Origin of the sequence: Sedimentimonas flavescens, assembly GCF_019264375.1 — a bacterium.
Taxonomy (GTDB): Bacteria; Pseudomonadota; Alphaproteobacteria; order Rhodobacterales; family Rhodobacteraceae; genus Rhodobacter; species Rhodobacter flavescens.
Genome location: NZ_JAHVAI010000013.1, coordinates 1 through 24441, shown reverse-complemented (window position 1 = coordinate 24441; position 24441 = coordinate 1). Strand labels below are relative to the sequence as shown.

Sequence of the window (24441 nt, the reverse complement as noted above, 5' to 3'; positions counted from 1 at the left end):
TGCTCTCCCGCGCCGCAGGTATCACAGGCCGAGCGCGGCCAGGTGTTCGGCCACGAGGGCCTCCCAACGGGACAGCAGTTGCTCGTTGGGGGTGTGACGCAGACCGAAGCCCTTGAGCGTCTCGTAGCGGGCCGATCCGGCGACGCCGAACCCTGCCGCGACGCGCGGGCGCCAATAAGCGATGGCATCGCGCGCGGCAGCCTTGCCCGCCTCGGTCGAGGCGATCTGCTCCAGCCCTTCAAGGCCAAGCTCGGCGTGGCGTGCCTCGCGCGGGGCGATCTCGCGGAAGACCTCGGCCAGCGGCCCGTAGGAGACGCGGGTAAGCTCGGTCATCTGCACGCCGGTCGCGAGACCTTGCAGCACGTTCATCACCACCGCATCGGTCCAGCCGGTGATCGGGTAATGCAGCACCGACAGGCGCATGTCGCCACCGCTGCGTGCAGCCCCCAGATCGGCATCGCGCGCGACCCGTGCAGCCCAGTCATGCTGCGCCTGGTAGCGGTTCGCATCGGTCCCGAAGGTCTCCATCACCGCCAGAACGCGCTCGGCGTGATCGGCCTTTTCGAGGGTGATCCGGCTGGCGGCGATCCGCTCCTTGATCCCCGGCGCGAAGTTGATCGAGCTCGCGAACCCGGCCGAGGCCGCCAGTTCACTATCCACGAAGGAGGCCATCAGGCGCATCAGCTCACCGCGGTAACGCGCGGGCACGTTGCCCGGCGCGGTCAGAACGCCGCCCTGAGCGAGGTAGTCTTCGATATTCATCGTGTCAGACATGGTCTCTCTCCTGCCCTATCATTCGTCGTAGGTCACGACCACGCGGTCGCTCAGCGGTACGGCCTGGCACGACAGCACGTAGCCCGCGCGCACCTCGTAGTCTTCCAGTGCATGGTTCACGGCCATCTCGACCTCGCCCTCAAGCACCTTGCAGCGGCAGGTCGAGCACACCCCGGCCTTGCACGAATAGGGCGCGTCCATCTGCGCCTCGATCGCGGCCTCAAGGATGGTCTGGCCTTCGCGCGGCATGGTGAAGTTGCGCGTGGCGCCATCAAGCGTCACGGTCGTCTCGACACCCGTTCCGGGCGCGACTGCGGACTTGGATACGGCCTTGGCCTTGGCGCGGCCCGGCTGACCACTGGCAAACAGTTCGAACTTGATCTGCTCGTCGCGCAGCCCATGGGCGCGCAGCGACCCGGCGATCGCCAGCATCATCGGCTCGGGGCCGCAGATGAAGGCGGTGTCGATGGCCTTCGCGTCAAGCCAGTGGCTGAACAGCGCCTCCATCTTTTCGGCGTCGATACGGCCGGTGAAGAGGTCGATCTCCTGACCTTCCTGCTCCAGCACATGGATCACCGAGAAACGGCCCAGATAGGTGTTCTTCAGATCCTCAAGCTCCTCGCGGAACATGATCGAGCTGATCTGGCGGTTCGCATAGACCAGCGTGAAGCGCGACTTGGGTTCACGCGTCAGCACGGTCTTGATGATCGACAGGACCGGCGTGATGCCCGAACCGCCCGCAAAGCCCAGATACTGCTTTTCGGTCTCCGGCTCGATCGGGGCAAAGAACTTGCCCATCGGCGGCATGGCGTCGATCTCGTCGCCGGGCGCAAGGTTTTCATTGGCCCAGGTCGAGAAGGCGCCGCCGTCGACGCGCTTGATGCCGACCTTGAGGCAGCCCTCGTCCACGCCGGTGCAGATCGAGTAGCTGCGGCGCAGCTCCTCTCCCTCGAAGTCGCGGCGCAGAGTCAGGTACTGGCCCTGGGTGAAGGCGAAGAGTTGCTTGTCCTCGTCCCGCGGGGCGAGGGTTACTACGACGGCGTCGCGGGTCTCGCGACGGACGTCAGTCACTTTGAGCGGATGGAAGCGTGCCATTTGGGTATCCTCGGCATCCTCAGATGCATTTGAAATAATCGAAGGGTTCGAGACAGTCCTTGCAGCGATAGCTGGCCTTGCAGGGCGTCGAGCCGAACTGGCTGATCTTTTCGGTGTGGGTCGATCCGCAGCGCGGACAGGCGATGGTCAGGTTCGAGCTACCGGCCAGGCGCGCGATGCGCCCCGCCAGGCGGCCGTCGGCGGCGGTGCCGTCGATCGGCGGTGCGATACCGTAGGCGCGCAGCTTTTCGCGCCCCTCCTCGGTCAGCCAGTCGCTCGTCCAGGGCGGCGAGAGCTGTCGCTCAAGGCGGATGCTCTCGATCCCGCGCTCGCGCAGGGCCTGCTCGATGTCCAGGTTGATGATGCTGGTCGCAGGACAGCCCGAATAGGTGGGCGTGACCGTGACGACCAGCGTATCGTCCTGCCAGGCGACATCGCGCACGATCCCCAGGTCGGTCAGACTGATGACCGGGATCTCGGGATCGGGCACCTGCGACAACCAGCGCCAGATCTCGTCAATCTGCGGGCGGGTTGCGGCGCTCATGGCGTTACCAGACGGCGCCGGGATAGGCGCGTTGCAGGAACTGCATCTCGGCCAGGATATATCCCAGGTATTCCGAGTGAACGCCGCGCTTGCCGCCGCCTGCCCCGTTGATACCGTGCTGATAGGTCTCGCCCGGATGGGTCAGCGTTGCCGCCTCGAGCACTTCGCGCACGGTCGCGTCCCACGCCGCACGCAGGCTCGAGGGCAGCGGGGCGATCCCGGCCTCGGCCACGGCCTTGTCGGTCGCGTCGTCGTGGAACATCTCGCCGGTGTAGGGATACAGCACGTTCAGCGCCTTCTGCATCCGGTTGCGGCTTTCCTCGGTGCCGTCGCCCAGGCTGATCACCAGATCGGCCGAACGTTCGAGGTGATAGGCCACTTCCTTCTCCGCCTTCGCGGCAATCTCTGCCACGCGCGGATCGGAGGAGGCTTTCAACGCCCGCATGAGCTCGATGTGGAAGGCGTCGAACAGGAACTGACGCATCAGCGTCTGGCCGAAATCGCCGTTGGGACGCTCGACCAGCAGCACGTTGCGGAACGCAGCCGCATCGCGCAGATAGGCGAGGTTGTCCGCGCTGCGTCCCTGCCCCTCGACCTCGCCGGCCAGACCCAGCCAAAGCTGGCACTGCCCGATCAGGTCAAGCGCCTGGTTGGCAAGCGCGATGTCCTCTTCCAGCACGGGCGAATGCCCGCACCATTCCGAAACCCGGTGACCCAGGACCAGCGCATTGTCGCCAACCCTTTCCAGCCACTCGACAAAGGCGGCCCGATCGACCGCTGCCACCGCGGCGCCCATCACATGTGCCCCACTTCGGCCGGGATGTCGAAGAAGGTCGGGTGACGATAGACCTTGGAGTTCGACGGCTCGAACAGCGGCCCCTTGTCCGAGGGCGCCGAGGCGGTGATGTCGTTCGATTTCACCGCCCAGATCGAGACACCCTCGTTGCGGCGGGTATAGACGTCACGCGCGTTGCGGATCGCCATCTCGGCATCCGGCGCGTGCAGGCTGCCGACGTGACGATGGTTGAGGCCGTGCTGACCACGGATGAAGATTTCCCACAGGGGCCATTCGCTGGACATGTTGCTTCCTCCCGAAGCTGAACAAGAAGGGGTGGGCGCAGCGCGCCCAGTGAGTTACTCGGCTGCGTGACGGGCGGCCTTGCGGCGCTCGGCTTGCTTGTTGGCGTGTGCCATCAGACCTTCGCGGAACCATGCGCCATCCTCCCAGGCGGTCACACGGGCCTCCATCCGCTCGGCGTTGCACGGGCCGTTGCCCGCGATAACGGCGAAGAATTCCGACCAGTCCGGCTCCGAGAAATCGTAGCCGCCCTTTTCCTCGTTCCACTTGAGGTTCGGATCGGGGATGGTCAGACCGAGGTATTCGGCCTGCGGCACGGTCTGATCGACGAATTTCTGACGCAGCTCGTCATTGGTGTTGATCTTGATCTTCCACTGCATCGACTGCGCGCTGTGGACCGAGTCCTTGTCGGACGGGCCGAACATCATCAGCGCCGGGTACCAGAAGCGGTTCATCGCATCCTGGGCCATCGCCTTCTGGTCCTCGGTGCCCTGCAGGCACATCTTGAGCAGGATGTCGTAGCCCTGACGCTGGTGGAAGCTTTCTTCCTTGCAGATGCGGATCATGGCACGGCTGTAGGGGCCGTAGCTGGTGCGCTGCAGCGGCACCTGGTTCATGATCGCCGCGCCATCGACCAGCCAGCCGACCGCGCCGATATCGGCCCAGTTCAGCGTCGGGTAGTTGAAGATCGACGAGTATTTCATCTTGCCCGCATGCAGCAGGTCCAGCAGCTCGTCGCGCGACACGCCAAGCGTCTCGGCGGCCGAGTAGAGGTAGAGGCCGTGGCCCGCCTCGTCCTGGACCTTGGCCAGCAGGATCGCCTTGCGCTCCAGCGTCGGGGCACGGGTGATCCAGTTGCCCTCGGGCAGCTGGCCGACGATCTCGCTGTGGGCGTGCTGGCCGATCTGGCGGATCAGCGTCTTGCGGTAGCCTTCCGGCATCCATTCCTTGGGCTCGATCTTCTCGCCCCGGTCGATGCGATCCTGGAAAGCGTTCTCTTCGGGGGTCATATCCTCGCGGGATTTTGCCCCTTCGGCACTCACGAGTTGAGCATACATGATTGGTCTCCTCCCTCTCAGATGCGTTCGATGATGATGGCGATGCCCTGCCCCACGCCGATGCACATGGTGCACAGCGCGTAGCGCCCACCGGTGCGGTGGAGCTGGTACATGGCCGTAGTGACAAGCCGGGCGCCCGACATGCCAAGCGGATGGCCGATGGCGATGGCACCGCCATTGGGGTTCACATGCGGCGCGTCGTCGGGCAGACCGAGGTCACGCAGCGTGGCCAGCGCCTGGCTGGCGAAGGCCTCGTTCAATTCGATCACGTCCATCTGGTCGATGGTCATGCCGGCGCGGGCCAGAACCTTCTTGGCCGCCGGAGCCGGGCCGATGCCCATGATGCGCGGCTCGACGCCCGCGGCGGCCATCGCCACGATGCGCGCCTTCGGCGTCAGGCCGTGGGCTTTCGCCGCCTCGCCCGACAGGATCGCCAGTGCCGCTGCACCGTCGTTCACGCCCGAGGCATTGCCTGCGGTGACCGACAGCTCGGGGCCATTCACGCCGCGCAGCTTGGCCAGCGTCTCGGCGGTGGTGCCGGGGCGCGGGTGCTCATCGGTGGTGAACACGATCGGATCGCCCTTTTTCTGGGGGATCGTCACCGGAACGATTTCCTGCGAGAACACGCCAGCCTTCTGCGCGGCCTCCCAACGGGCCTGGCTGCGCGCGGCGAAAGCATCCTGATCGGCGCGGCTGATGCCGAAATCCTGCGCGACGTTGTCGGCGGTCTGCGGCATGGAATCGACGCCGAACTGCGCCTTCATCTTCGGGTTGACGAAGCGCCAGCCGATGGTGGTGTCATAGACCGCGTTCGAGCGCGAAAAGGCGCTTTCGGCCTTAGGCATCACGAAGGGCGCGCGGGTCATGCTCTCGACGCCGCCAGCGATGACAAAGTCGCAATCGCCCGCCTTGATGGCGCGCGCGGCCATGCCGACTGCATCCATCCCCGAGCCGCAGAGCCGGTTCACCGTGGTGCCCGGAACACCGATCGGCATCCCCGCCAGCAGCACCGCCATGCGCCCGACGTTGCGATTGTCCTCGCCCGCCTGGTTGGCACAGCCGAAAATCAGATCGTCCACCGCGGCCCAATCGACGCCGGGATTACGCTCCATAAGTGCTTTGAGCGGGATCGCCGCCAAATCGTCTGCGCGGACCTGCGCCAATGCACCGCCGTAGCGTCCGACGGGTGTTCTGACCGCATCGCAAATGAATGCCTCGCGCATCCAAGCTCCTCCCTGATGTTCCCTGACGGGCGGCGATTCTCCTAATTCACCGACCGGTTGGTCGATTTATAGCGCGCAAAGCATCACACACAAAGTAAAAAAATAGCCATCTGCGTGATGTTTTAAGGCGCGCAAAAAACATCTTTCAAAATCATTACGTTAGGTCACTAGAGTCCAGAAATGCGCGCTTCGCTTGCGGCGGTTTGCGCAGGAAGATAGCCATCGACCCCCTCGAACCGCGCCGCGATGTGACGCTCGGCGGCGGGCGAAAGATGGCGATAGAGCCTGCGAAACAGCGCCCGCGCCTCCTGCCCTTTCCAGTCGGAGGGTAGCACATTCCGCGGCAAGCGCGGATCACGGAGCATCACGTTGCGATAGACATGCACCAGCAACAGGCGCGCCGTCAGGGCCGCCTCATCCGACAAGGTGCCATCCTTGAGTGCCAGATCCAGCGGGGCGAACCGCGCGATCATGTCGAGGTAGCGCTCTTGCAAGGCGGAGAGATCCCAGAAATGGGCGACACGCTCGATCCCCTCGGGGTCGAGGGCGCGGAACGCCAACGCGCCCTCCGGCACGGGCTGACCTCGGTCGGGGCGGATGAACACCTGCCCTCCCATATGCCCCATGCGTTGCAGCCGCGCCGCGTCCTCGCTCAGATCAGGCGCATGCAGGATCTGCCAACCGCGGGTCTCGATCTCGGGACCGAAGAGCAATACGGCGGCCTGCTCAAACTCCTGATGCGCCGAGGCATCGAGGTGATAGTAGCTGCGCCGCCCGACGCGCTCGCCACGCAGCCGATGCGCCGCGACAAGCCGCGAGACGGCCGTACGCACGAGCGATTCACTGATGCCGACGCCAGCGCAGATATCGATCAGGGTGCCCGTCCACAGAACGCCGCCGCGCGGGACCACGACATCGCCATAAACCGTGACGATGAATGACGCCGAGCGCAGCCCGATCCCGTCCAAAACTTCCGCTATCAGTCCAGTTTCCGGCATCTCAACTCTGCGACACTTGGGGTTGGTTAGCTATGACGCGCAACAGCGCATTTTGCCAGCCTGAACGCTCGACCCGGCGCACGCACCCGAACCAATGCCTCGCGCCAAGATGCGCTTGCGCGACACACCTGCCGCCGTGAGAGAGTACCAAGACGCGCAATCCTGTTGTGTCACCGAACCCATTTGCTCAGGGCCGATGGTCAAGCTGCGCAAATGAGCCGCGCGATCAAAGAGGCCACCGCCAAACGTCTCCGGCATGACAGCCACGATCCCCCTCGATCGGATCTCGTGGATTTCATACCTGTCTAAGGTGTTGCTTGCGGGATCCAGCCCCTCGGCGGCCTGTCGCCCCACGAGTATTTCTGCCCGATCTGGGCATCGGAGCCGCTCAGACTCATCGTCAATCCGATCCGCCCGATGCGGGATCAGAACACCTGAACCGAAGCCATGACCTCAGAATGCTCAAAAGTATATTTGTCGATATATTTCTTGCCGCCAACGGCGACGATGCTTCAGGCTAACCCCCAGGATCCAATGATACATGGATCATGCATGAATTTTAGCTTTGGGGAGAAGGTTACATTCGGAACAGTTTCAGGCCGTTCAGGTTCTCGGGCGCGACAGTTCACAGGCTGACGATCGCGGCCATCGCAGCCTGCGCAATCGCACCTGCCAACATGGGCTATGCTGCCGGAGGCGGCGAGATCGTCGTCGCGGATCCGTCCAAGCATTTCGATGCCAAGGGCAGGGAGCCGTCCAAATTCACCATCGAGCTTCAAGACGGCTTGAGAAAGACTCTGCCCTTCGATGATCAGCGCGACTTCGATGAGGCGAAGAGAGGCTTTATCGCCGCGCCTGATTACAAGCAGATCATGGCCGAGGCTGGCAACGTCGCCTGGGACATCGGCAGCTACGAGTGCCTGCTCGAGGAAGGGCAGACGTTCGACACGATCCATCCGTCGCTTCAAAGGCAAGCAATCCTGAACATGGCTTACGGCCTTTATGAGGTTGTGCCCGACAAGATCTATCAGGTCCGAGGGTATGATCTGGCGAACATCAGCTTCATCAAGAGCGACACGGGCTGGATCGTATTTGACCCGCTTACGGCGAAGGAGACCGCCAAGGCCGCGCTCGACTTCATCAACGAAAAGCTTGGCGAACGCCCCGTTGTCGCGGTCGTCTACTCGCATTCGCATGGCGATCACTTCGGCGGTGTTCGCGGCGTCGTCGATGAGGCGGATGTAAAGAGCGGCAAGGTCAAGGTCATCGCTCCGGTCGGCTTCATGCAACACGCGGTGTCAGAGAACGTCTATGCCGGCAATGCAATGACGCGGCGCATGTTCTACCAATACGGTGTTTTGCTGCCGCGCAGCCCCTACGGCCACGTCGACCAGTCCATCGGCAAGAACACGGCGGCTGGCAACCTTGGCCTCATTCCGCCGAATGTGATCATCAAGGACGATTACGAGGATCTGACGGTTGACGGCGTGCGGATGGAGTTCATGAACACGCCGGGCACCGAAGCCCCTGCCGAGATGAACACCTGGTTCCCGGACATCAAGGCGTTCTGGGCCGCCGAGAACATCACCGGCACGATCCACAACATCTACACCCTGCGTGGCGCACAGGTTCGTGATCCGCTGAAGTGGTCCAAGAACATCAACGAAGCGCTCTACCGCTATGGTCAGGAAGCTGACGTCATGTTCGCCTCTCACAGCTGGCCGCGGTGGGGCAACGACCGGATTCAGGAAGTGATGCGGGCGCAACGTGACGCCTACGCGCACCTGAACAATCAGGTCCTGCACCTTGCGAACCAGGGCGTAACGATCAATGAAGTCCACAATCTCTACCGCCTGCCCAAGAGCTTGGAGCAGAATTGGGCGGCGCACAGCTACCACGGCTCGGAGGCGCACAACAGCCGCGCAGTGATCAACCGCTATCTGGGCTACTGGGACGCAAACCCCGCAACGCTGATCCCGCTCTCGCCGCGCGACTCCGCACCGCTTTATGTCGAGATGATGGGCGGCGCTGAGAAGATCATCGCGAAAGGTCAGCAACTCTACGAAGGGGGCCAGTATCTTTACGCTGTAGAGATCCTCAACAAGCCGGTCTTTGCCGAGCCGCAGAACGAGGCGGCCAAGGATCTGCTGGCGGACGTCTACGAGCAGATCGGCTACCAGAAAGAGAGCCCGAGCGTTCGTAACAGCTTCCTTGCAGGCGCATATGAACTGCGTAACGGGATTCCGGAGGGGGCCTCGCCCAAGGGAAGCGGACCTGATGTCGTCCGTGCCATGTCGACCGATCTCTGGCTCGACTACATGGCGATCAGACTTGACGGCGACAAGGCGGAAGGCAAGCAGTTCGCCATCAACCTGGTGACACCTGACAATGGTGAGAAATATGCCATCGAGTTGAGCAACAATGCACTGACGAACATCAAGGATCTGCAGGCCGCCAACCCCGATCTGACCATCACCATCAACCGTTCCGATCTGGAGTTGATCATGATGGGGGAAAGCACGTTCGAAGAGCAGCTCGCGAATGGCAAGGCGACCTTCGACGGTGACAAGGCGCCTTTCGATGAGCTGAAGGAAATGCTCGTTCAGTTCAGCATGGGGTTCGAGATTCTTCCCGGCACCGGCGGAACGGTCTTCAGCGCGCCGAGCGGTCCCTTCGAGCAACCGGCTCCCGCAATAGGCGTGATTACCGATTGATCTCGCTGTGCTGATCGCAGCGTGTCGATAAAAGATCGTAGCGGAGGTGGCTTCCGAGTCGCTTCCGCTACGAAGCGGCGTTTTGGGGCCGAGGCCCATTATCCCCCGCCACCAGAAGGTGACGATTGCGGCGAAGCGGCGGGCATTCCTTCTTCAACTCTTGCCGTCGAGCAAGCTTGATCGCGGTCTCCCGCTGCAAGGCTTCCGCCATCGATTAGCCGTCTGCTACGTCTCTCCAATCTGGCGCACCGCCTCGGCAATCGTCGCGCCGTGCCCTTGCTGAGCTTCAATCTGACGAAGCTTGGGAAGTTATCTTCGGGATTCTATCTTTTTCCAGCCATCACTGGTCCCGCAAGGTACAGGGCAAACGCCTGTCAGCGGACAGCCAGTGCCGCGTTCGAGAGCATCGATTTCGAGAAGGATGGCTGGGGCGGTAGGATTCGAACCTACGGTGCGCGGTACCAAAAACCGGTGCCTTACCACTTGGCTACGCCCCAACGTGGGGCGGTGTTTAGCCAAGGCCGTCGGGGGCCGCAAGAGGAAAAATCGACAAATCCGATTGCAGCGGGGAACCGTGCAGAGATATGGGCTGAACATGGAAAACTGGGATGTCATCATATTGGGCGCGGGCGCCGCGGGTTTGTTCTGCGCAGGCGAGGCGGTGCGGCGTGGCCGACGGGTTCTGGTGCTCGATCATGCGGCCAACCCAGGCGAAAAGATTCGGATTTCGGGCGGTGGGCGGTGCAACTTCACCAACCGCGATCTGACACGCCAGAACGCCCCCGAACGCTTCCTGTCCGAGAATCAACGCTTTGCGCTTTCCGCGCTGAGCCGCTTCACCGCAGCCGATTTCATCGCCCGGATCGACCGCGCCGGGATCGCCTGGCACGAAAAGCACCGCGGCCAGTTGTTTTGCGACGGCAAGGCCACGCAGGTCATCCGGCTGCTGCTATCCGACCTGACCGCCGGGTCCGGCGAGCTTCGTCTGGATTGCGCCGTCGAAGCCGTCCGACGCGAGGGCGATGGCTTCGAGGTTGCAACTTCGCTCGGCCCGGTGCGGGCGGCGCATGTCGTGGTCGCAACGGGTGGCAAATCCATCCCGAAGATGGGCGCCACCGGCATCGGCTATCGCATCGCCGAAAGCTTCGGCCTGCGACTGACCGAGACGCGCCCGGCCCTTGTGCCGCTCACCTTCGCCGAGCAGGACCTGGCGCGCACCGCGCCCATGGCCGGCATCGCCCTGCCCGCCCGCGTCCGCCACGGGCGCACCAGCTTTGACGAGGATCTGCTGTTCACGCACCGCGGCCTCTCCGGTCCCGCGATCCTGCAAATCTCCAGCTACTGGCGTGAGGGCGATACGCTGTCCCTCGATCTGTTCCCCGGACGCAACCTTGCGCAGGAACTGGCGGAAATACGCTCCACGGGCGGTCGCGTGGCGCTGCACAACGCGCTCGCGCGGCTGATCCCGGAAAAGCTCGCAGCCTATGCAGTTGCCGAAACGGGCCTGTCGGGGCGGCTGGCGGATCAGAACAACCGCACACTCGAACGCCTTGCCGACCAGCTGCACAAATGGGAGGTGCGCCCGGTCGGCTCGGAAGGCTACCGCACCGCCGAGGTCACCTTGGGTGGCGTCTCGACCGCCGATCTGGATGCCAAGACGATGGAGGCCCGCGCGGTGCCGGGGCTCTACTTCATCGGCGAGGTTGTGGACGTGACCGGCTGGCTTGGCGGCTACAACTTCCAATGGGCCTGGTCTTCGGGTTGGGCGGCCGGACAGGTCGTCTGACCGCCCGACGCCTCAGCTTGAAACCTGCTCACGCAGCACGGCCACGGTCAGCGACAGCATCAGGTAGATGCCCGAAAAGATCAGGAAGGCCACGAGCGTGTTCTCGAAGGCGCGTGGATAGGTGGGCTCATCGGGCGCGACAGGGCGCACCCCCATCTCAAGGTAGCGCACCTGCTTGTTCGCCTCGGTCCGCGCGCCTTCCATCTGCTGTGCGGCGGTCGAAAGCATCAGCTGGCGCGTTTGCAACTCGGCCTCGGCGATGCGCAGTTGCCCCGTCACGACGGCCAGCGACTCGACCCCTCCGGTGGTTTCAGTCAGCTGCGCGCGCAGATCCACGATCCGCCGCTCAAGCCGGTCGATATCGCCCTTCACACCCTCGACGCGGGCCTGGTTCGGGCTGGGGTTGTCCTGCAGCTGATCCAGCTCCAGCCGCTTGGCCTGCAACTGCCCCTCGAAGGTCGCGACCTGCCCCATCACGCGCCCGGCTTCGGAGACCGGATCCAGGATGCCGACCCGCTCTTGCAGCGTCAGCACCTTTTCTTGCGCGGCGAGCACCTTGGCCTCGGCATCGGCATAGCCTTCCAGCGCGCCTTTCATCTGGTCGTCGCGCAGCCGCGAGGTCAGCGTATCCACCTGCTCCTCGGCGAAGGAAATCAGCGCCTCCGAGAACTGCCGCGATACATTGGGATCGGCGGCGATCACTTCAAGGTTCACGATCCCCTCGGTCGGGTCGTAGCCGATCTTCACGTTGCGCTGGTAAACCTTGTAGGCCTGTTCATTCGTCGCATCGGGGTCTAGCCGTTGCAGCGCATCGATCGAGGGCTGCGAGAAATGCTGCTTGAAGCCGAACTCTTCATCAAGCCGCAGCATCGCGTCGCGCGATTGCAGATAGGCCTGCACCGTCACCGAATCCTGGCTAGAGCCAAGCTGAACACCCGACAGCAGCCCGCCGAAACGGGAACCGCCGCCCATTCCGTCGGCCTTCTGAATGATGAAGGCGCTTTTCGTAGCATAGAGCGGAGTGGCGACACGGAAGTAATACCAGCCCGCCAGCAGCGTTGGCAGCAGCACAAAGAAGGCGAGTCGGACGGCCAGCAGCACTAGCCGGCGCTGGCGGCGACGGGCAATATCGCGTTGAAGTCGGATGATCGCACGGGCGCGCTGCGCCTCCCCCAGCACCTCGTTCGAGGGCGGCGGTGGCGGTTTCGGCGCCACGCTTGGCACCGACATGCGCCCCAGAACCATCTTCGCAAGGCTGCGCCCGCCGCCCGAGGGCACGACATCCCCCTTGGCCTCTGCGGGCTTGCCGGGCAACACCCGATCCATGAAGCCCGCGCGATCGAACGGATCGATGCCGCGGCGGCGCAACTGTCGTACCGCATCGAAATCCGAGCCTGCCGCGATCCCGTGCTTCTGCGCCGTGCGGCGCGCAAGGCGCAACTGGCGCCCGGTCAGCCCCTCGGCCTCGATCGCCGCAATTTCATCGCCGGGCGAGCCATCGGCCGGCGCCGGCGCGGCGGGCTTAGCCGGGGCTATATCCATATCCCCAAAGCCGTCGTCTTGCGGCTCGAACAGCTTGGCCGGGTCGGCACCCGGTTGCAGCCCCGGCGGCAAGGTAGCCTCGGCCTGCGGCTGCGCTTTGCGGCGAATGCGGTATTTCTCGGCCTTAGGATTGGTAGTCATACATCCGCTTCGCTTCTTCCAGTGTATCGAACATATACAGCTGCCCGTCGCGCAGCACCGCCGCCGAGCGGCAGAATTTCTCAAGTGTCGACGGCTGGTGCGAGACGATGATCACAGTCGCCTCTTTCAGCCGGTCCTTCAGGATAGAGCCCGCCTTGCGATTGAACTCGACATCGGTGGTGCCGGGCATCCCCTCGTCGATCAGATAGATGTCAAACTCAAGCGCCAGAAGCAGCGCGAAGGTAAAGCGCGAGCGCATCCCCGCGCTGTAGGTGTTCATCGGCCGGTCGAAATATTCCTCCAGCCCGCAGACCCATCGGCAGAAGGCCTCGACATAATCGGGATCGAGACCATAGAGCCGCGCGATGAACCGCGCGTTCTCGCGCGCGGAATGTTTGGCGTTCACGCCCCCCATGAAGCCAAGCGGGAACGAGACCCGGCAGGTCTTGCGGATCGTGCCCTCATCGGGCTTCTCAAGCCCTGCCATCATGTTGATGATCGTGGTCTTTCCGGTCCCGTTCGGGGCCAGGATGCCAAGGCTGTTGCCCAGTTCCACGCGAAAGCTGGCGCGATCAAGGATCACCTTGCGCTGTTTGCCCGTCCAGAAGGACTTGCTGACGCTGTCGAACTCGATCATCGCTTCCTGTCTCGTGCCGTCATCGGCCGCCCTGCCCGGTCATAGCGCAAGGCATTTAACAAATTCACCACCTGACACGACCGGCGTCGCCTTGTCGGCTGGCGAAAGCTATATACATCGAACGATCCTGTTTTGCCTCACGAAACGAAGAGGTCAACCTGAGCCTTACGGAAGACATCCGCGCCTGCCGCCTCTGTGCCACAGATTTCGGGGCGACCGCCACGGCGCACGCGCCGCGCCCGGTGGTCTGGTTTCGCCCCGGCGCGCGCATCCTGATCGCCGGTCAGGCGCCCGGAGCGCGGGTCCATGCCTCGGGGCGGCCCTTCACCGATCCCTCGGGCGATCGGCTGCGCAACTGGATGGGCGTGGATGAGGCGACATTCTACGATCTCGACCGCATCGCCATCGTGCCGATGGCCTTCTGCTTTCCGGGCTATGACGCGAAAGGCACCGACCTGCCACCACCGGCGCGCTGCGCCCGGACCTGGCGCGAGCGGATCATGGCAGAGCTTGGCACCCCCGCGCTGACGCTGCTGGTCGGCGGCGCGGCGCAGCGCTGGCACCTGGGTGCGCGCAATGTCACCCAGACCGTCGCGGGCTGGCAAAACCACGCCCCACGCGTCTTTCCCTTGCCTCATCCGTCCTGGCGCAATACGGCATGGCTCAAACGCAATCCCTGGTTCGAGGCCGAGCTGATCCCGGCCCTGCGCGACCGGGTGAAGGAGGCCCTATGACACCCTATGATCGCGCCCATGCCGCCATGGAAGCCGACCCCGAGAACGAGGCCCTGCGTCTGGCCGTCTATGACCGTCTGGCCGATGCCGAGCTGTTCCTGCTGCTCGAATCCGAACCCGAGGACGAAGACATCACCCCCCAGGTCTTCGAGACCGAGGATGGCGATTTCGTGCTGGCCTTCGACCTTGAGGAGCGTCTGGCCGAATTCACCGGCGAACCCGTGCCCTATGCCGCGCTTCCGGGCCGCGTGATCGCGCAGCATCTGGTCGGCGAGGGGATCGGCCTCGGGATCAACCTTGGCGTCGCTGAATCGGCCATGCTGCTGCCCCCCGAGGCGCTCGAATGGCTGACCGATACGCTGACCCATACCCCCGTCCAGACCGATGCGCGCCCGGCTTCGTTCGAGGCCCCGGCCCTGCCCCCCGCAATCCTCGGCCTGCTGCTCCCCGCCTTCGAGGCCAAGTTCGCGCAGCTCGCGGGCATTGCCTCACATGCGCTTCTGGGCGGCGTGCAATACGATGACGGCCGCCGTGGCCATGTGCTGGCCTTCCTCGGGGCCCCTGAACCTGCGCGGGCGGGAATCGCGAAAGCGATGGCCGAGGCGCTCGCCTTTTCGGGCCTCGATGCAGGCGAGCTGGATGTGACCTTCCTGGACGAGGCTGACCCCGCAGCCCAGGTTCTCCTCGAAAAGGCGCTGGTCCTCCACCTGCCTGAACCGGTGCAAGAGGAAGTTCAGGAGCTCAAGCCCGTCGCCCCGGGGATGGACCCGAGCAAACCGCCCATCCTGCGCTGACCCCGTTCAACGTGGCGCAAATATCCCACGGGGGTCTGGGGGTGTGAAACCCCCAGCCTGCGGAATAGAGCGCCCCCCTCGGCGCACCCGGCGAACGTCCGAAAGCAAGTGGTCGCTTCGGCGGCGAAAGCACATCCGTTCGGGTCCGCGGTGAGGGTCATTTGAAATGACACGGCATTACGGTAGATTTCAGGAATGTCGTTTCACCCGCTTCCCTCCTTTCCCCTGCGCGCCGGCCGCGTGCATGAGGCCTGTGGCCCCGCCGCCACGGGCTTTGCCGCGATTGCTGCGGTCATGACAGGCACGCCCGTGCTTTGGGTGCACGAGGCCTGGCAGGCGGACAACCTGCACCCGGCGGGCTTTCTGTCCTTCATGAACCCGTCGGATCTTTTGCTGACCCGCACGGGAAGCCAGACCGACAGCCTTGCCGTGGCCGAAGAGGCGCTCAAGGATGGCGCGCTGCCCTTTGTCGTGATCGAGGTCACCCGCCCGCTGAACCTGCGCGAGGGACGGCGGCTGCAACTGGCGGCGCAGGCGGGGGGCGCGACCGGGCTTTGCCTGATCCCCGAAGGCATGGGCTCGAACGCGGCGGAAACGCGCTGGCACGCCGCGCCGGTCTTCGATCCGCAAGACGAAGACTCGACTCTGATGCGGTGGGAAATTATTAAGAACAAAGCGGGAACACTTGGGGCCTGGCATGTTCGATGGAATCGGGAAACGCGTCGTTTGCATGTGGTTTCCCCGGTTGGCCTCCGACCGGGTTCTGCGGACACGCCCGATTGAGGCGCCCTTTGCGCTGACGCTTCGGCAAAGCAATACCGAGCGTATCCACTGCCTCAACGCCCGCGCCGAGGCCCTGGGCCTGCACCGCGCCATGAGTCTGGCCGACGCCCGCGCCTTCTGCCCCGATCTGGTCAGCCGCCCCGCCGAGCCCGGGCGCGATGCGCGCTTCCTGCTGGCACTGGGGCGTTGGGCGCAGCGCTATTGCCCCTGGGTCGGGCGCGAGGGGGCGGACGGGCTGGTGCTGGACGTGACCGGATCGACCCATCTGTGGGGTGGCGAAGAGGCCATGCTGGAGGACATGCGGGCGCGCCTCGCGCGGGCCGGGCTGGAGCTGCGGCTGGGGCTGGCCGATACGCGCGGCGCGGCCTGGGCGCTGGCGCATTTCGGCACGGGCATCGCCCCGGTGGGCCAGACGCGGCGCGCGCTCGCCCCGCTGCCGGTCGCGGCGCTGCGGCTGGACGAGGCGATCTGCACCGGCCTGCAACGGCTTGGCCTGCGCACCGTCGCGGATCTGTGCACCACCCCGCGCGCGCCCCTTGCGCGCCGCTTCGGCCCGGCGCTTCTGGCGCGGCTCGATCAGGCCCTGGGCGATGTGGCCGAGGCGATCTCGCCCGAGGCCGACCCGCCGCATTTCGGCCTGCGCCTGACCTTCCCCGACCCAATCGGCCTTGTGTCGGACGTGATGGCCGCGACCGCCCGGCTGCTTGAGCCGCTCTGCGCCCGGCTCAAGGCGCAGGGGGTGGGCGCACGCCGGCTGGAGCTGACCCTGCGCCGCGTCGATCAGGGCAGCCAGCAGGTCGAACTGCGCCTGGCCGCGGCAATGCGCGATGCCGTGCGCATCCTGCCGCTGTTCGAACGCGGCGTGGCCGAGGTGGACGCGGGTTTCGGCATCGACCAGATCCGGCTGGAGGCAACGCTTGTCGAGCCGCTGCCCGTCGAACAGATCGGCGCGATACAGGCGCGGGGTGCCCCCGACCGGCTGGCCGACCTGATCACCCGCATCGGCACCCGCATCGGGCTTGAGAACGTGCAACGATACCTGCCCGCCGACAGCCACATCCCCGAGCGCAGCTTCCTGATCGCCCCGGCGGCCTACAGCACCCCCGAGGGCGGCTGGTGCAGCCCCCGCCCCCGCCCGCTGCGCCTGTTCCCGCCCGAGGCCATCGCAGGCTCGGGCCCGCAGCCGCCCGAGCGGTTCCGCTGGCGCCGCATGTCATTCGCCACCGCACGCGCCACCGGGCCGGAACGCATCGCCCCGGAATGGTGGCTTGAGGACGACAACTGGCGCTCGGGCATGCGCGATTACTGGCGGGTCGAGACCCGGCAGGGCCGCCGCCTGTGGCTGTTCTACACGCCGCAAGACCCCGGCTGGTTCGTGCAGGGGGAATTCGCATGAGCTACGCCGAGCTTTGCGTCACCTCGAATTTCACCTTCCTGACCGGGGCCTCGCACCCCGAGGAACTGGTGCTGCGCGCCGCCGAACTGGGGCTTGAGGCGATCGCCATCACCGACCGCAACTCGCTGGCGGGGGTGGTGCGGGCCTATAGCGCGTTGCGGGCGCTGGAGAAAGAACGGGCGGCGCTGCGTATCCGCTCGACCCACCGGATCGACCCCTGCTCGCGCCAGGAGGTGGGGCAGCCGCAGGATCTGCCCTGCCCCGAGGACGTGCGCCTGCCCCGGCTGATCGTCGGCGCGCGGCTTGTGCTGCGCGACTGCCCGGTCGAGTGGATCGCGCTGCCCACCGACCGCGACGCCTATCACCGGCTGTCCCGGCTGCTGACACTGGGCAAGCGCCGCGCCGAAAAGGCCGAATGCCACCTCGATCTGGCCGATCTGGCCGAGGGATGTCTGGGGATGATCCTGATCGCTCTGCCGCCACCTGATCTGAACGCGGCCCGCGCCCCACTCCGGCTTTTGGGCCGACGCTATCCCGGCCATGTCTTCCTGGGGGCCGCGCCGCGCTATGACGGCTCGGATCAGGCCTGGTTCGATGCCTGCGCGGCGCTGGCGCTGCGAGCCTCGGCACCGATGGTGGCTGTGGGCGACGTGCTGATGCATCGCGCCGCGCGGCGCCAGCTGGCCGATGTGCTGACCTGCCTGCGCGAGGGTATCACCATCGACGCTATCGGCACCCGCGCCCTGCCCAATGCCGAGCGCCGCCTGAAGGGGCTGTCCGACATGGCGCGGCTTTATCGCAACCACCCCGCCGCCGTCCGGCGCACGCTGGAAATCGCCGCACGGTGCAGCTTCGATCTGTCCGAACTCAGCTACGAATACCCCGATGAGATCGCGGATGGCGAAACCCCGCAGGCGCGGCTGATCCGGCTGGCGCAAGAGGGGCTGCGTCGCCGCTATCCCGACGGCCCCTCCGAGCGCGTCCAGACCCTGATGGCCAAGGAACTGGGTCTGGTGGGAGAGCTGGGCTACGCCGCCTATTTCCTGACCGTGCATGACATCGTCTCCGAGGCCCGTGCGCGCGGCATCCTGTGCCAGGGGCGCGGCTCGGCCGCCAATTCGATCCTGTGCTACCTGCTCGGCATCACCGATGTCTCGCCCGACATGATCGGCATGGTGTTCGAGCGCTTCATCTCGCGCCATCGCGGCGAGCCGCCCGATATCGACGTCGATTTCGAGCATGAGCGCCGCGAAGAGGTGATCCAGTGGATCTATGAGAAATACGGGCGCCACCGGGCGGGGCTTTGCGCCACCGTGATCCATTTCCGCTCGCGCGCGGCGATTCGCGAGGTGGGCAAGGTCATGGGGCTCAGCCTCGATGTGACCGCCGCGCTGTCGGGCCAGATCTGGGGCATGTCGAACGGCGGCGCCGACCCCGAGCGGATCCGCGAGCTGGGGCTGGACCCGCGCGACCGGCGCCTTGCCCAGACCATCCGCCTGATCAGCGAGGTCATCGGCTTTCCCCGCCATCTCAGCCAGCATGTCGGGGGCTTCATCATCACCCGTGGCAGGCTTGATGAACTGTGCCCGATCGAGAATGCCGCGATGGAGGGTCGCACCGTCATCGAATGGGACAAGGACGACATCGATGCGCTTGGCATTCTCAAGGTCGATATCCTCTCGCTCGGGATGCTCAGCTGCATTCGCAAGTCGCTTGACCTGCTGCGCGCGCATGAGGGCGTGGACCATAGACTCGACACGATCCCGCAAGAGGATGCGGCCACCTACCGGATGCTGCAAAGGGCCGATGCCGTGGGGGTGTTTCAGGTCGAAAGCCGGGCGCAGATGAATTTCCTGCCGCGGATGAAACCCGCGACCTTCTACGACCTAGTGATCGAGGTGGCCATCGTCCGCCCCGGCCCGATCCAGGGCGGCATGGTCAAACCCTATATCCGCCGCCGCCAGGGGCTGGAGCGCCCCGAGCCTTTCGGCCCCGCGCTGGAGCAGGTGACCGCCAAGACATTGGGGGTGCCGCTGTTTCAGGAACAGGCGATGCAGATCGCCGTGGTCGGCGCGGGCTATTCCGCCGAAGAGGCCGACCAGCTGCGCCGCTCGCTGGCCTCGTTCCGGCGCATGGGCACCATCGGCCAGCACCGCGAGCGGTTCATCCACGGGATGCTACGCAACGGCTACAGCCAGGAGATCGCCGCGCAGTGCTTTTCCCAGATCGAGGGTTTCGCCGATTACGGCTTTCCCGAAAGCCACGCGGCGGCCTTCGCCATGCTGACCTATGTGTCGTCCTGGCTCAAATGCCATCACCCGGCGATCTTCGCCTGCGCGCTGCTGAACTCGCAGCCGATGGGCTTCTACGCCCCCGCCCAGATCGTGCGCGATGCGCGCGAGCACGGGGTCGAGCTGCGCCCGGTCTGCGTGAACCGTAGCACCTGGGACAACCGGCTGGAGCGCCGCGCCGACGGGGCGCTGGCACTGCGGCTGGGGTTTCGCCAGATCAAGGGCTTTCGCGAAGAGGATGCGGGCTGGATCGTGGCGGCGCGGGGCAACGGCTATCTCGATCCCGAAAGCCTCTGGCTGCGGGCGGGCATCCAGCCCCCCACACTGGAGCGCCTGGCCGAGGCGGATGCCTTCGCCGGCATGGGGCTTGGGCGGCGCGATGCGCTTTGGCAGGTGCGGGCGATCCGCGCGCCCCGGCCGCTGCCGCTGTTCTCGGACCCGCTCGACGGCGAGGGGCTGCGCGAACCCGCGGTCAGCCTGCCCGCCATGCATCTGGGCGAGGAGGTGGTCGAGGATTACCTTGCCATGCGCCTGACACTGCGCGCCCATCCGATGGAGCTGTTGCGCCCCGCCATCCCCGGCCTGACGCCGCATGACCGCCTGCCCACGGCGCCGCTCAAGCGCACCACCGTCTGTGGGCTTGTCATCACCCGGCAGCGGCCGGGGACGGCCTCGGGCGTGATCTTCCTGACGCTCGAGGATGAGACCGGCGTGTCCAATATCGTCGTCTGGCCCAAGGTCTATGAACGCTATCGCCGCGTCGTCATGGGCGGTCGGCTCTTGCGCGTGACCGGGCGGCTGGAGCGCGAGGGGATCGTCGTGCATCTGATCGCCGATCAGATCGAGGATCTGTCGCATCGGCTGGCGGAACTGGGCCACCCGATGGATGAGGTGATCGGCATCACCCAGCCCCAGGCCGACGACGCCCCGCGCCCACCGCGCTACCCCGCCCGCGCAAGACACCCACGCGAGCAGGCCAAGCGGCTGTTCCCCAGCCGCGATTTTCACTGACGTTTGGGGCGGCCGATCGGCGCGTCGCACCCGAGCAGCCGTATGGTCGCGATACCCCCGAAAACCGGCCTCGTACCCTTTACCTCGCGGGTGAAGGGGGCGCTGCCCCCGCCGAGGCGATACCTCGGCTCCCCCGGGATATTTGTGCCACATTGAAAGGGCCGGGCGGCCTTATCGCAGGCCGATTTCAGCCAGCGCAGCTTGTAGTTCACGCGGCAGGGCATCTTCGCGCGCGCGGCCCTTGGCCAGATCGCGCGGCGCATCCTCGGCCTTCAGGTAGCGCCAGCCCTGGAAGGGGCGGCGTGGCAAGGCCTCGGTGCGCACGATGTCACGCTCGAGCATGATTGCGCAGCGCGCGATACCGTCTTCGCCGAGCCGCTCTTCGAGACCGATGATCCGTTGCCGCGCGAGCACTACCCCTTTGAAAACCCAATAGAGCGAGCCGCCGCGCAGGATCTCGTCGGCGCGCTTGGGCCACATGCGCGTGACATGACAAGCGGGGCCGTCGCCATAGCGGCTCTGCTGCCACTCGATCAGGTCTTCGACCTTCTCGGCGCCGACGCAAAGTTTGATCAGATGTACAAGATCGGCCATGCGCCCCCCTAACCCATCCCAATATAGAGGGCATCAAGGTGACGTCAAAGCGTTGACCCGCAGAAATGCTCACCGTATGGTGAACGCCCTTTTCCTGCCATGACCGACCCAGAGGACCACCGGATGAGCCGTTTTGCCGCCCCTATCGCCGAACAGATCTGGGACATGAAATACCGCCTGAAAGACGCAGACGGTGCGCCCGTGGATCAGACGGTGGAGGATACCTGGCGGCGCATCGCCCGCGCCCTGGCAGAGGTCGAGAAAGACCCCGCGATTTGGGAAGAGCGGTTCTACGGCGCGCTTGAGGATTTCAAATACCTGCCCGCCGGGCGGATCACCGCAGGCGCCGGAACGGGCCGCGCGGTGACGCTGTTCAACTGCTTCGTCATGGGCACGATTCCGGATTCGATGGCGGGCATCTTTGACATGCTCAAGGAAGCTGCGCTGACCATGCAGCAGGGCGGCGGGATCGGCTATGACTTCTCGACGATCCGCCCGCGCGGCGCGGCGGTCAAGGGCGTGGCGGCTGATGCCTCGGGGCCGCTCTCGTTCATGGATGTGTGGGACGCGATGTGCCGCACCATCATGTCGGCCGGCTCGCGCCGTGGCGCCATGATGGCCACGATGCGCTGCGACCACCCCGACATCGAGCAGTTTATCACCGCCAAGCAGGATTCGGCCCGGCTGCGGATGTTCAACCTCTCCGTCCTTGTCACCGATGCCTTCATGGAGGCTGTGAAGGCCGATGGCTCGTGGGATCTGACCTTCGGCGGGCGCATCTATCACACGGTGCCCGCGCGCGATCTGTGGAACAAGATCATGCGTGCGACCTATGATTTCGCCGAACCGGGCGTGATCTTCATCGACCGCATCAACCAGATGAACAACCTGAACTACGTCGAGGCGATCGCGGCCACCAACCCCTGTGGCGAGCAGCCGCTGCCGCCCTATGGCGCCTGCCTGCTTGGCTCGATCAACCTTGCCACGCTGGTCACCAACCCCTTCGAGGCGAATGCCGAGATGGATCCGGCCAAGCTCGACAATCTCGTGCGCCTTGCCGTGCGGATGATGGATAACGTGGTCGACGCCTCGCGCTTCCCGCTGCCGCAGCAGGCCGAAGAGGCGGCAAACAAGCGCCGCATCGGCCTTGGCGTCACCGGCTTGGCCGATGCGCTGCTGATGCTCGGGCTGCGCTATGGTTCGGACGAGGCCGCCGCGCAGACCGAAGCCTGGATGAAGCTGATCGCGCGGGCGTCGTATCTGGCCTCGGTCGATCTGGCCAAAGAAAAAGGCCCCTTCCCGCTGTTCGACGCCGAGAAATACCTGGCCTCGGGCAATATGATGCAGATGGATGACGATGTGCGCGCGGCGATCCGCAAGCACGGGATCCGCAACGCGCTGCTCACCTCGATCGCGCCGACGGGGACGATCTCGCTGTACGCGGGCAACGTGTCCTCGGGGATCGAGCCGGTCTTCGCCTATGCCTACAAGCGCAAGGTTCTGCAAAAGGACGGCTCGCGGACCGAGGAAGAGGTGGTCGATTACGCCGTGCAGATGTGGCGCGACAAGTTTGGCGACAAGCCGCTGCCCGAGTATTTCGTGAACGCGCAGACGCTGGCGCCGCTGGCCCATGTGAAAATGCAGGCGGCCGCACAGAAATGGATCGACTCGTCGATCTCGAAGACGATCAACTGCCCCGAGGATATCTCGTTCGACGCCTTCAAGGACGTCTACATGGCGGCCTGGGATCAGGGCTGCAAGGGCTGCACCACCTACCGCCCGAACGATGTGACCGGCTCGGTGCTGAGCGTGTCGGAAAGCTCGGAGAAGGCGCCCGAGGCCGACAAGGGCGCCGAGGTCGTCTACCTGACCGAACCGCTCGACCGTCCCGCGGCGCTTGAAGGCGCGACCTACAAGCTCAAGTGGCCGGGGTCCGAGCACGCGATCTACATCACCGTGAATGACATCATCCAGGCCGGCCACCGCCGCCCGTTCGAAGTGTTCATCAACTCCAAGAACATGGAGCATTATGCCTGGACCGTGGCGCTCACCCGCATGGTTTCGGCCGTGTTCCGCCGTGGCGGCGATGTGAGCTTCGTCGTTGAGGAGCTGAAAGCCGTGTTCGACCCGCGCGGCGGCGCCTGGATTCAGGGGCAGTACATCCCCTCGATCCTCGCGGCCATCGGCGGGGTGATCGAGCGCCACCTGATCTCGATCGGCTTCATCGAGGGCGAGGGCATGGGCCTCAAGGCCGACCCCAAGGCCGAGGCGATGGTGGTGGGCGAGGCCCCGCGCGGCGCCGCCTGCCCCAGCTGCGGCTCCTACGCGATGCGCAAGGTGGAAGGCTGCATGACCTGCGCCGACTGCGGCCACAGTAAGTGCGGCTGATCGGCGGCGTTACTGACGCATGACACAGCATGAAACCACCGGGGCTCCCCTCGGTGGTTTTTTCATTGCGCAGATCGTGGACCAAAGACGCAGGCTGATCACGGCGGCAAGACACCATGACTGAACCATTGCGTGTCACTCATGAGGTTCGGCGGAAAAGAAACGCCCACCAGAATGCACAAGAATGGAACCTATACTCGGGAAGAATAATGGTGCCCGGAGGCTGTCCGGATTTACCGTTCATCTCCCGTTACAGGCACCGACAAGCAGCCATCGCCCTTGTTTTATTGGATACGACAAGGACTAGCTCGGATCAAGCAGGCGTATTCTGGTCTACGATTTGGTCAACTTGGCTCGGGTCCTGATAGTAGCCCTACTGGCTTGCCCCCTCTCGAGGTCATCCATAGCGACTGCCCTACGTCATTTTTCGCAAGATCTGTAAACGCAGCTAGGGGGGCAGGCAGGGGCCAGACGGGGTGCCATAGGTGTGTGTATATCGGCTTTGACGGAGATCGGGTCAGAGGAGTCTGGAAGCCACATTCGGCAGAGCCTCCCCTTCCAACCCCTATGTGTCACCTGTCCAAGCCGGATTGGGGACGAGGGAAGTTTTCTACATCTTAACATTAAGAGGGGGCCTAAAGGTATGTCTTGATGGATGTACCCTAAGCTTCGCCAACTACCACTACTTCCAATAAATATATAGTAGATATTGCTGTGACCCCCGACATTCATCCAGCTGATGCCGGAGTCCGCGGTTGAGTTTGGCGCGGTTGCGCCGCGGGGGCAATGGGCGAGCGGTGGAACGTTTCCGTTTCGTGTAGCCGATCGCCCATTGCGGTGAGTTGGGTCGCGAAAGCGGC

General features: G+C 64.8%; 19 protein-coding genes and 1 tRNA gene. 8 read left to right on the top strand and 12 right to left on the bottom strand.

The features are described 5' to 3' along the window. Positions 1–21 precede the first annotated feature (21 nt). From KTQ37_RS12890 to KTQ37_RS12855, 8 genes are all read right to left on the bottom strand, one after another. Positions 22–774: a Phenylacetic acid catabolic protein gene (locus KTQ37_RS12890; RefSeq protein ID WP_218630927.1), complete on the bottom strand. Its 753-nt coding sequence runs from the start codon at positions 772–774 to the stop codon at positions 22–24. 18 nt (positions 775–792) lie between these two features. Beyond that, positions 793–1869, bottom strand: coding sequence for a 1,2-phenylacetyl-CoA epoxidase subunit PaaE (paaE, locus tag KTQ37_RS12885; protein WP_218630926.1), 1077 nt, complete (start codon positions 1867–1869; stop codon positions 793–795). 19 nt (positions 1870–1888) lie between these two features. Beyond that, entirely contained in the window at positions 1889–2413 is a 525-nt protein-coding gene (gene paaD / locus KTQ37_RS12880; RefSeq protein WP_218630925.1) for a 1,2-phenylacetyl-CoA epoxidase subunit PaaD, read from the bottom strand. A gap of 4 nt (positions 2414–2417) precedes the next feature. Continuing rightward, entirely contained in the window at positions 2418–3209 is a 792-nt protein-coding gene (paaC, locus tag KTQ37_RS12875; RefSeq protein ID WP_218630924.1) for a 1,2-phenylacetyl-CoA epoxidase subunit PaaC, read from the bottom strand. After that, positions 3209–3493: a 1,2-phenylacetyl-CoA epoxidase subunit PaaB gene (paaB, locus tag KTQ37_RS12870; protein ID WP_218630923.1), complete on the bottom strand. Its 285-nt coding sequence runs from the start codon at positions 3491–3493 to the stop codon at positions 3209–3211. Before paaB ends, paaC begins: the two co-directional genes overlap by 1 nt. A 54-nt stretch (positions 3494–3547) precedes the next feature. Next, entirely contained in the window at positions 3548–4549 is a 1002-nt protein-coding gene (gene paaA, locus KTQ37_RS12865; protein ID WP_218630922.1) for a 1,2-phenylacetyl-CoA epoxidase subunit PaaA, read from the bottom strand. Positions 4550–4566: 17 nt separating this feature from the next. After that, positions 4567–5772 (bottom strand): 3-oxoadipyl-CoA thiolase, encoded by a 1206-nt coding sequence (pcaF, locus tag KTQ37_RS12860; RefSeq protein ID WP_218630921.1) that lies wholly within the window; start codon positions 5770–5772, stop codon positions 4567–4569. 167 nt (positions 5773–5939) lie between these two features. Beyond that, entirely contained in the window at positions 5940–6770 is an 831-nt protein-coding gene (locus KTQ37_RS12855; protein ID WP_218630920.1) for a PaaX family transcriptional regulator C-terminal domain-containing protein, read from the bottom strand. Between the two features lie 677 nt (positions 6771–7447). On the opposite strand from KTQ37_RS12855, the gene KTQ37_RS12850 reads away from it, so the two are divergent. Further along, positions 7448–9484 carry an alkyl/aryl-sulfatase gene (locus tag KTQ37_RS12850; protein ID WP_218630919.1) on the top strand — a complete coding sequence of 679 codons (2037 nt, stop codon included), beginning with the start codon at positions 7448–7450 and terminating at the stop codon, positions 9482–9484. Between the two features lie 422 nt (positions 9485–9906). Here KTQ37_RS12850 and KTQ37_RS12845 read toward each other — a convergent pair. Further along, a tRNA-Gln gene (locus KTQ37_RS12845) sits at positions 9907–9981 on the bottom strand. Between the two features lie 98 nt (positions 9982–10079). Here KTQ37_RS12845 and KTQ37_RS12840 point away from each other — a divergent pair. Further along, entirely contained in the window at positions 10080–11270 is a 1191-nt protein-coding gene (locus tag KTQ37_RS12840; RefSeq protein ID WP_218630918.1) for a BaiN/RdsA family NAD(P)/FAD-dependent oxidoreductase, read from the top strand. 12 nt (positions 11271–11282) lie between these two features. On the opposite strand, the gene KTQ37_RS12835 is transcribed toward KTQ37_RS12840, so the two are convergent. Together KTQ37_RS12835 and KTQ37_RS12830 are read right to left on the bottom strand one after the other, a co-directional pair. Further along, positions 11283–12953, bottom strand: coding sequence for a capsule biosynthesis protein (locus tag KTQ37_RS12835; RefSeq protein WP_218630917.1), 1671 nt, complete (start codon positions 12951–12953; stop codon positions 11283–11285). Next, positions 12937–13590, bottom strand: coding sequence for an ABC transporter ATP-binding protein (locus tag KTQ37_RS12830; protein WP_218630916.1), 654 nt, complete (start codon positions 13588–13590; stop codon positions 12937–12939). Before KTQ37_RS12830 ends, KTQ37_RS12835 begins: the two co-directional genes overlap by 17 nt. A 158-nt stretch (positions 13591–13748) precedes the next feature. On the opposite strand from KTQ37_RS12830, the gene KTQ37_RS12825 reads away from it, so the two are divergent. The 5 genes from KTQ37_RS12825 to KTQ37_RS12805 all read left to right on the top strand — a co-directional run bounded on the left by KTQ37_RS12825 (position 13749) and on the right by KTQ37_RS12805 (position 20599). Next, positions 13749–14324, top strand: coding sequence for a uracil-DNA glycosylase family protein (locus KTQ37_RS12825; protein WP_218631037.1), 576 nt, complete (start codon positions 13749–13751; stop codon positions 14322–14324). Beyond that, positions 14321–15118, top strand: a complete 798-nt coding sequence (locus tag KTQ37_RS12820) for an SseB family protein (RefSeq protein ID WP_218630915.1) — start codon at positions 14321–14323, stop codon at positions 15116–15118. Before KTQ37_RS12825 ends, KTQ37_RS12820 begins: the two co-directional genes overlap by 4 nt. A 195-nt stretch (positions 15119–15313) precedes the next feature. After that, positions 15314–15901 carry an ImuA family protein gene (locus KTQ37_RS12815; protein ID WP_218630914.1) on the top strand — a complete coding sequence of 196 codons (588 nt, stop codon included), beginning with the start codon at positions 15314–15316 and terminating at the stop codon, positions 15899–15901. Further along, entirely contained in the window at positions 15816–17297 is a 1482-nt protein-coding gene (locus KTQ37_RS12810; protein ID WP_218630913.1) for a Y-family DNA polymerase, read from the top strand. Before KTQ37_RS12815 ends, KTQ37_RS12810 begins: the two co-directional genes overlap by 86 nt. Next, a complete protein-coding gene (locus KTQ37_RS12805) occupies positions 17294–20599 on the top strand; it encodes an error-prone DNA polymerase (protein ID WP_218630912.1) in 3306 nt (1101 codons plus the stop codon). The genes KTQ37_RS12810 and KTQ37_RS12805 overlap by 4 nt, the downstream gene beginning before the upstream one ends. A 171-nt stretch (positions 20600–20770) precedes the next feature. On the opposite strand, the gene KTQ37_RS12800 is transcribed toward KTQ37_RS12805, so the two are convergent. After that, positions 20771–21193, bottom strand: a complete 423-nt coding sequence (locus KTQ37_RS12800; RefSeq protein ID WP_218630911.1) for a DUF1489 family protein — start codon at positions 21191–21193, stop codon at positions 20771–20773. A 123-nt stretch (positions 21194–21316) separates the two neighbouring features. Between KTQ37_RS12800 and KTQ37_RS12795 the strand changes: the two genes are divergently transcribed. After that, positions 21317–23581 (top strand): adenosylcobalamin-dependent ribonucleoside-diphosphate reductase, encoded by a 2265-nt coding sequence (locus tag KTQ37_RS12795; RefSeq protein ID WP_218631036.1) that lies wholly within the window; start codon positions 21317–21319, stop codon positions 23579–23581. Positions 23582–24441 lie beyond the last annotated feature (860 nt).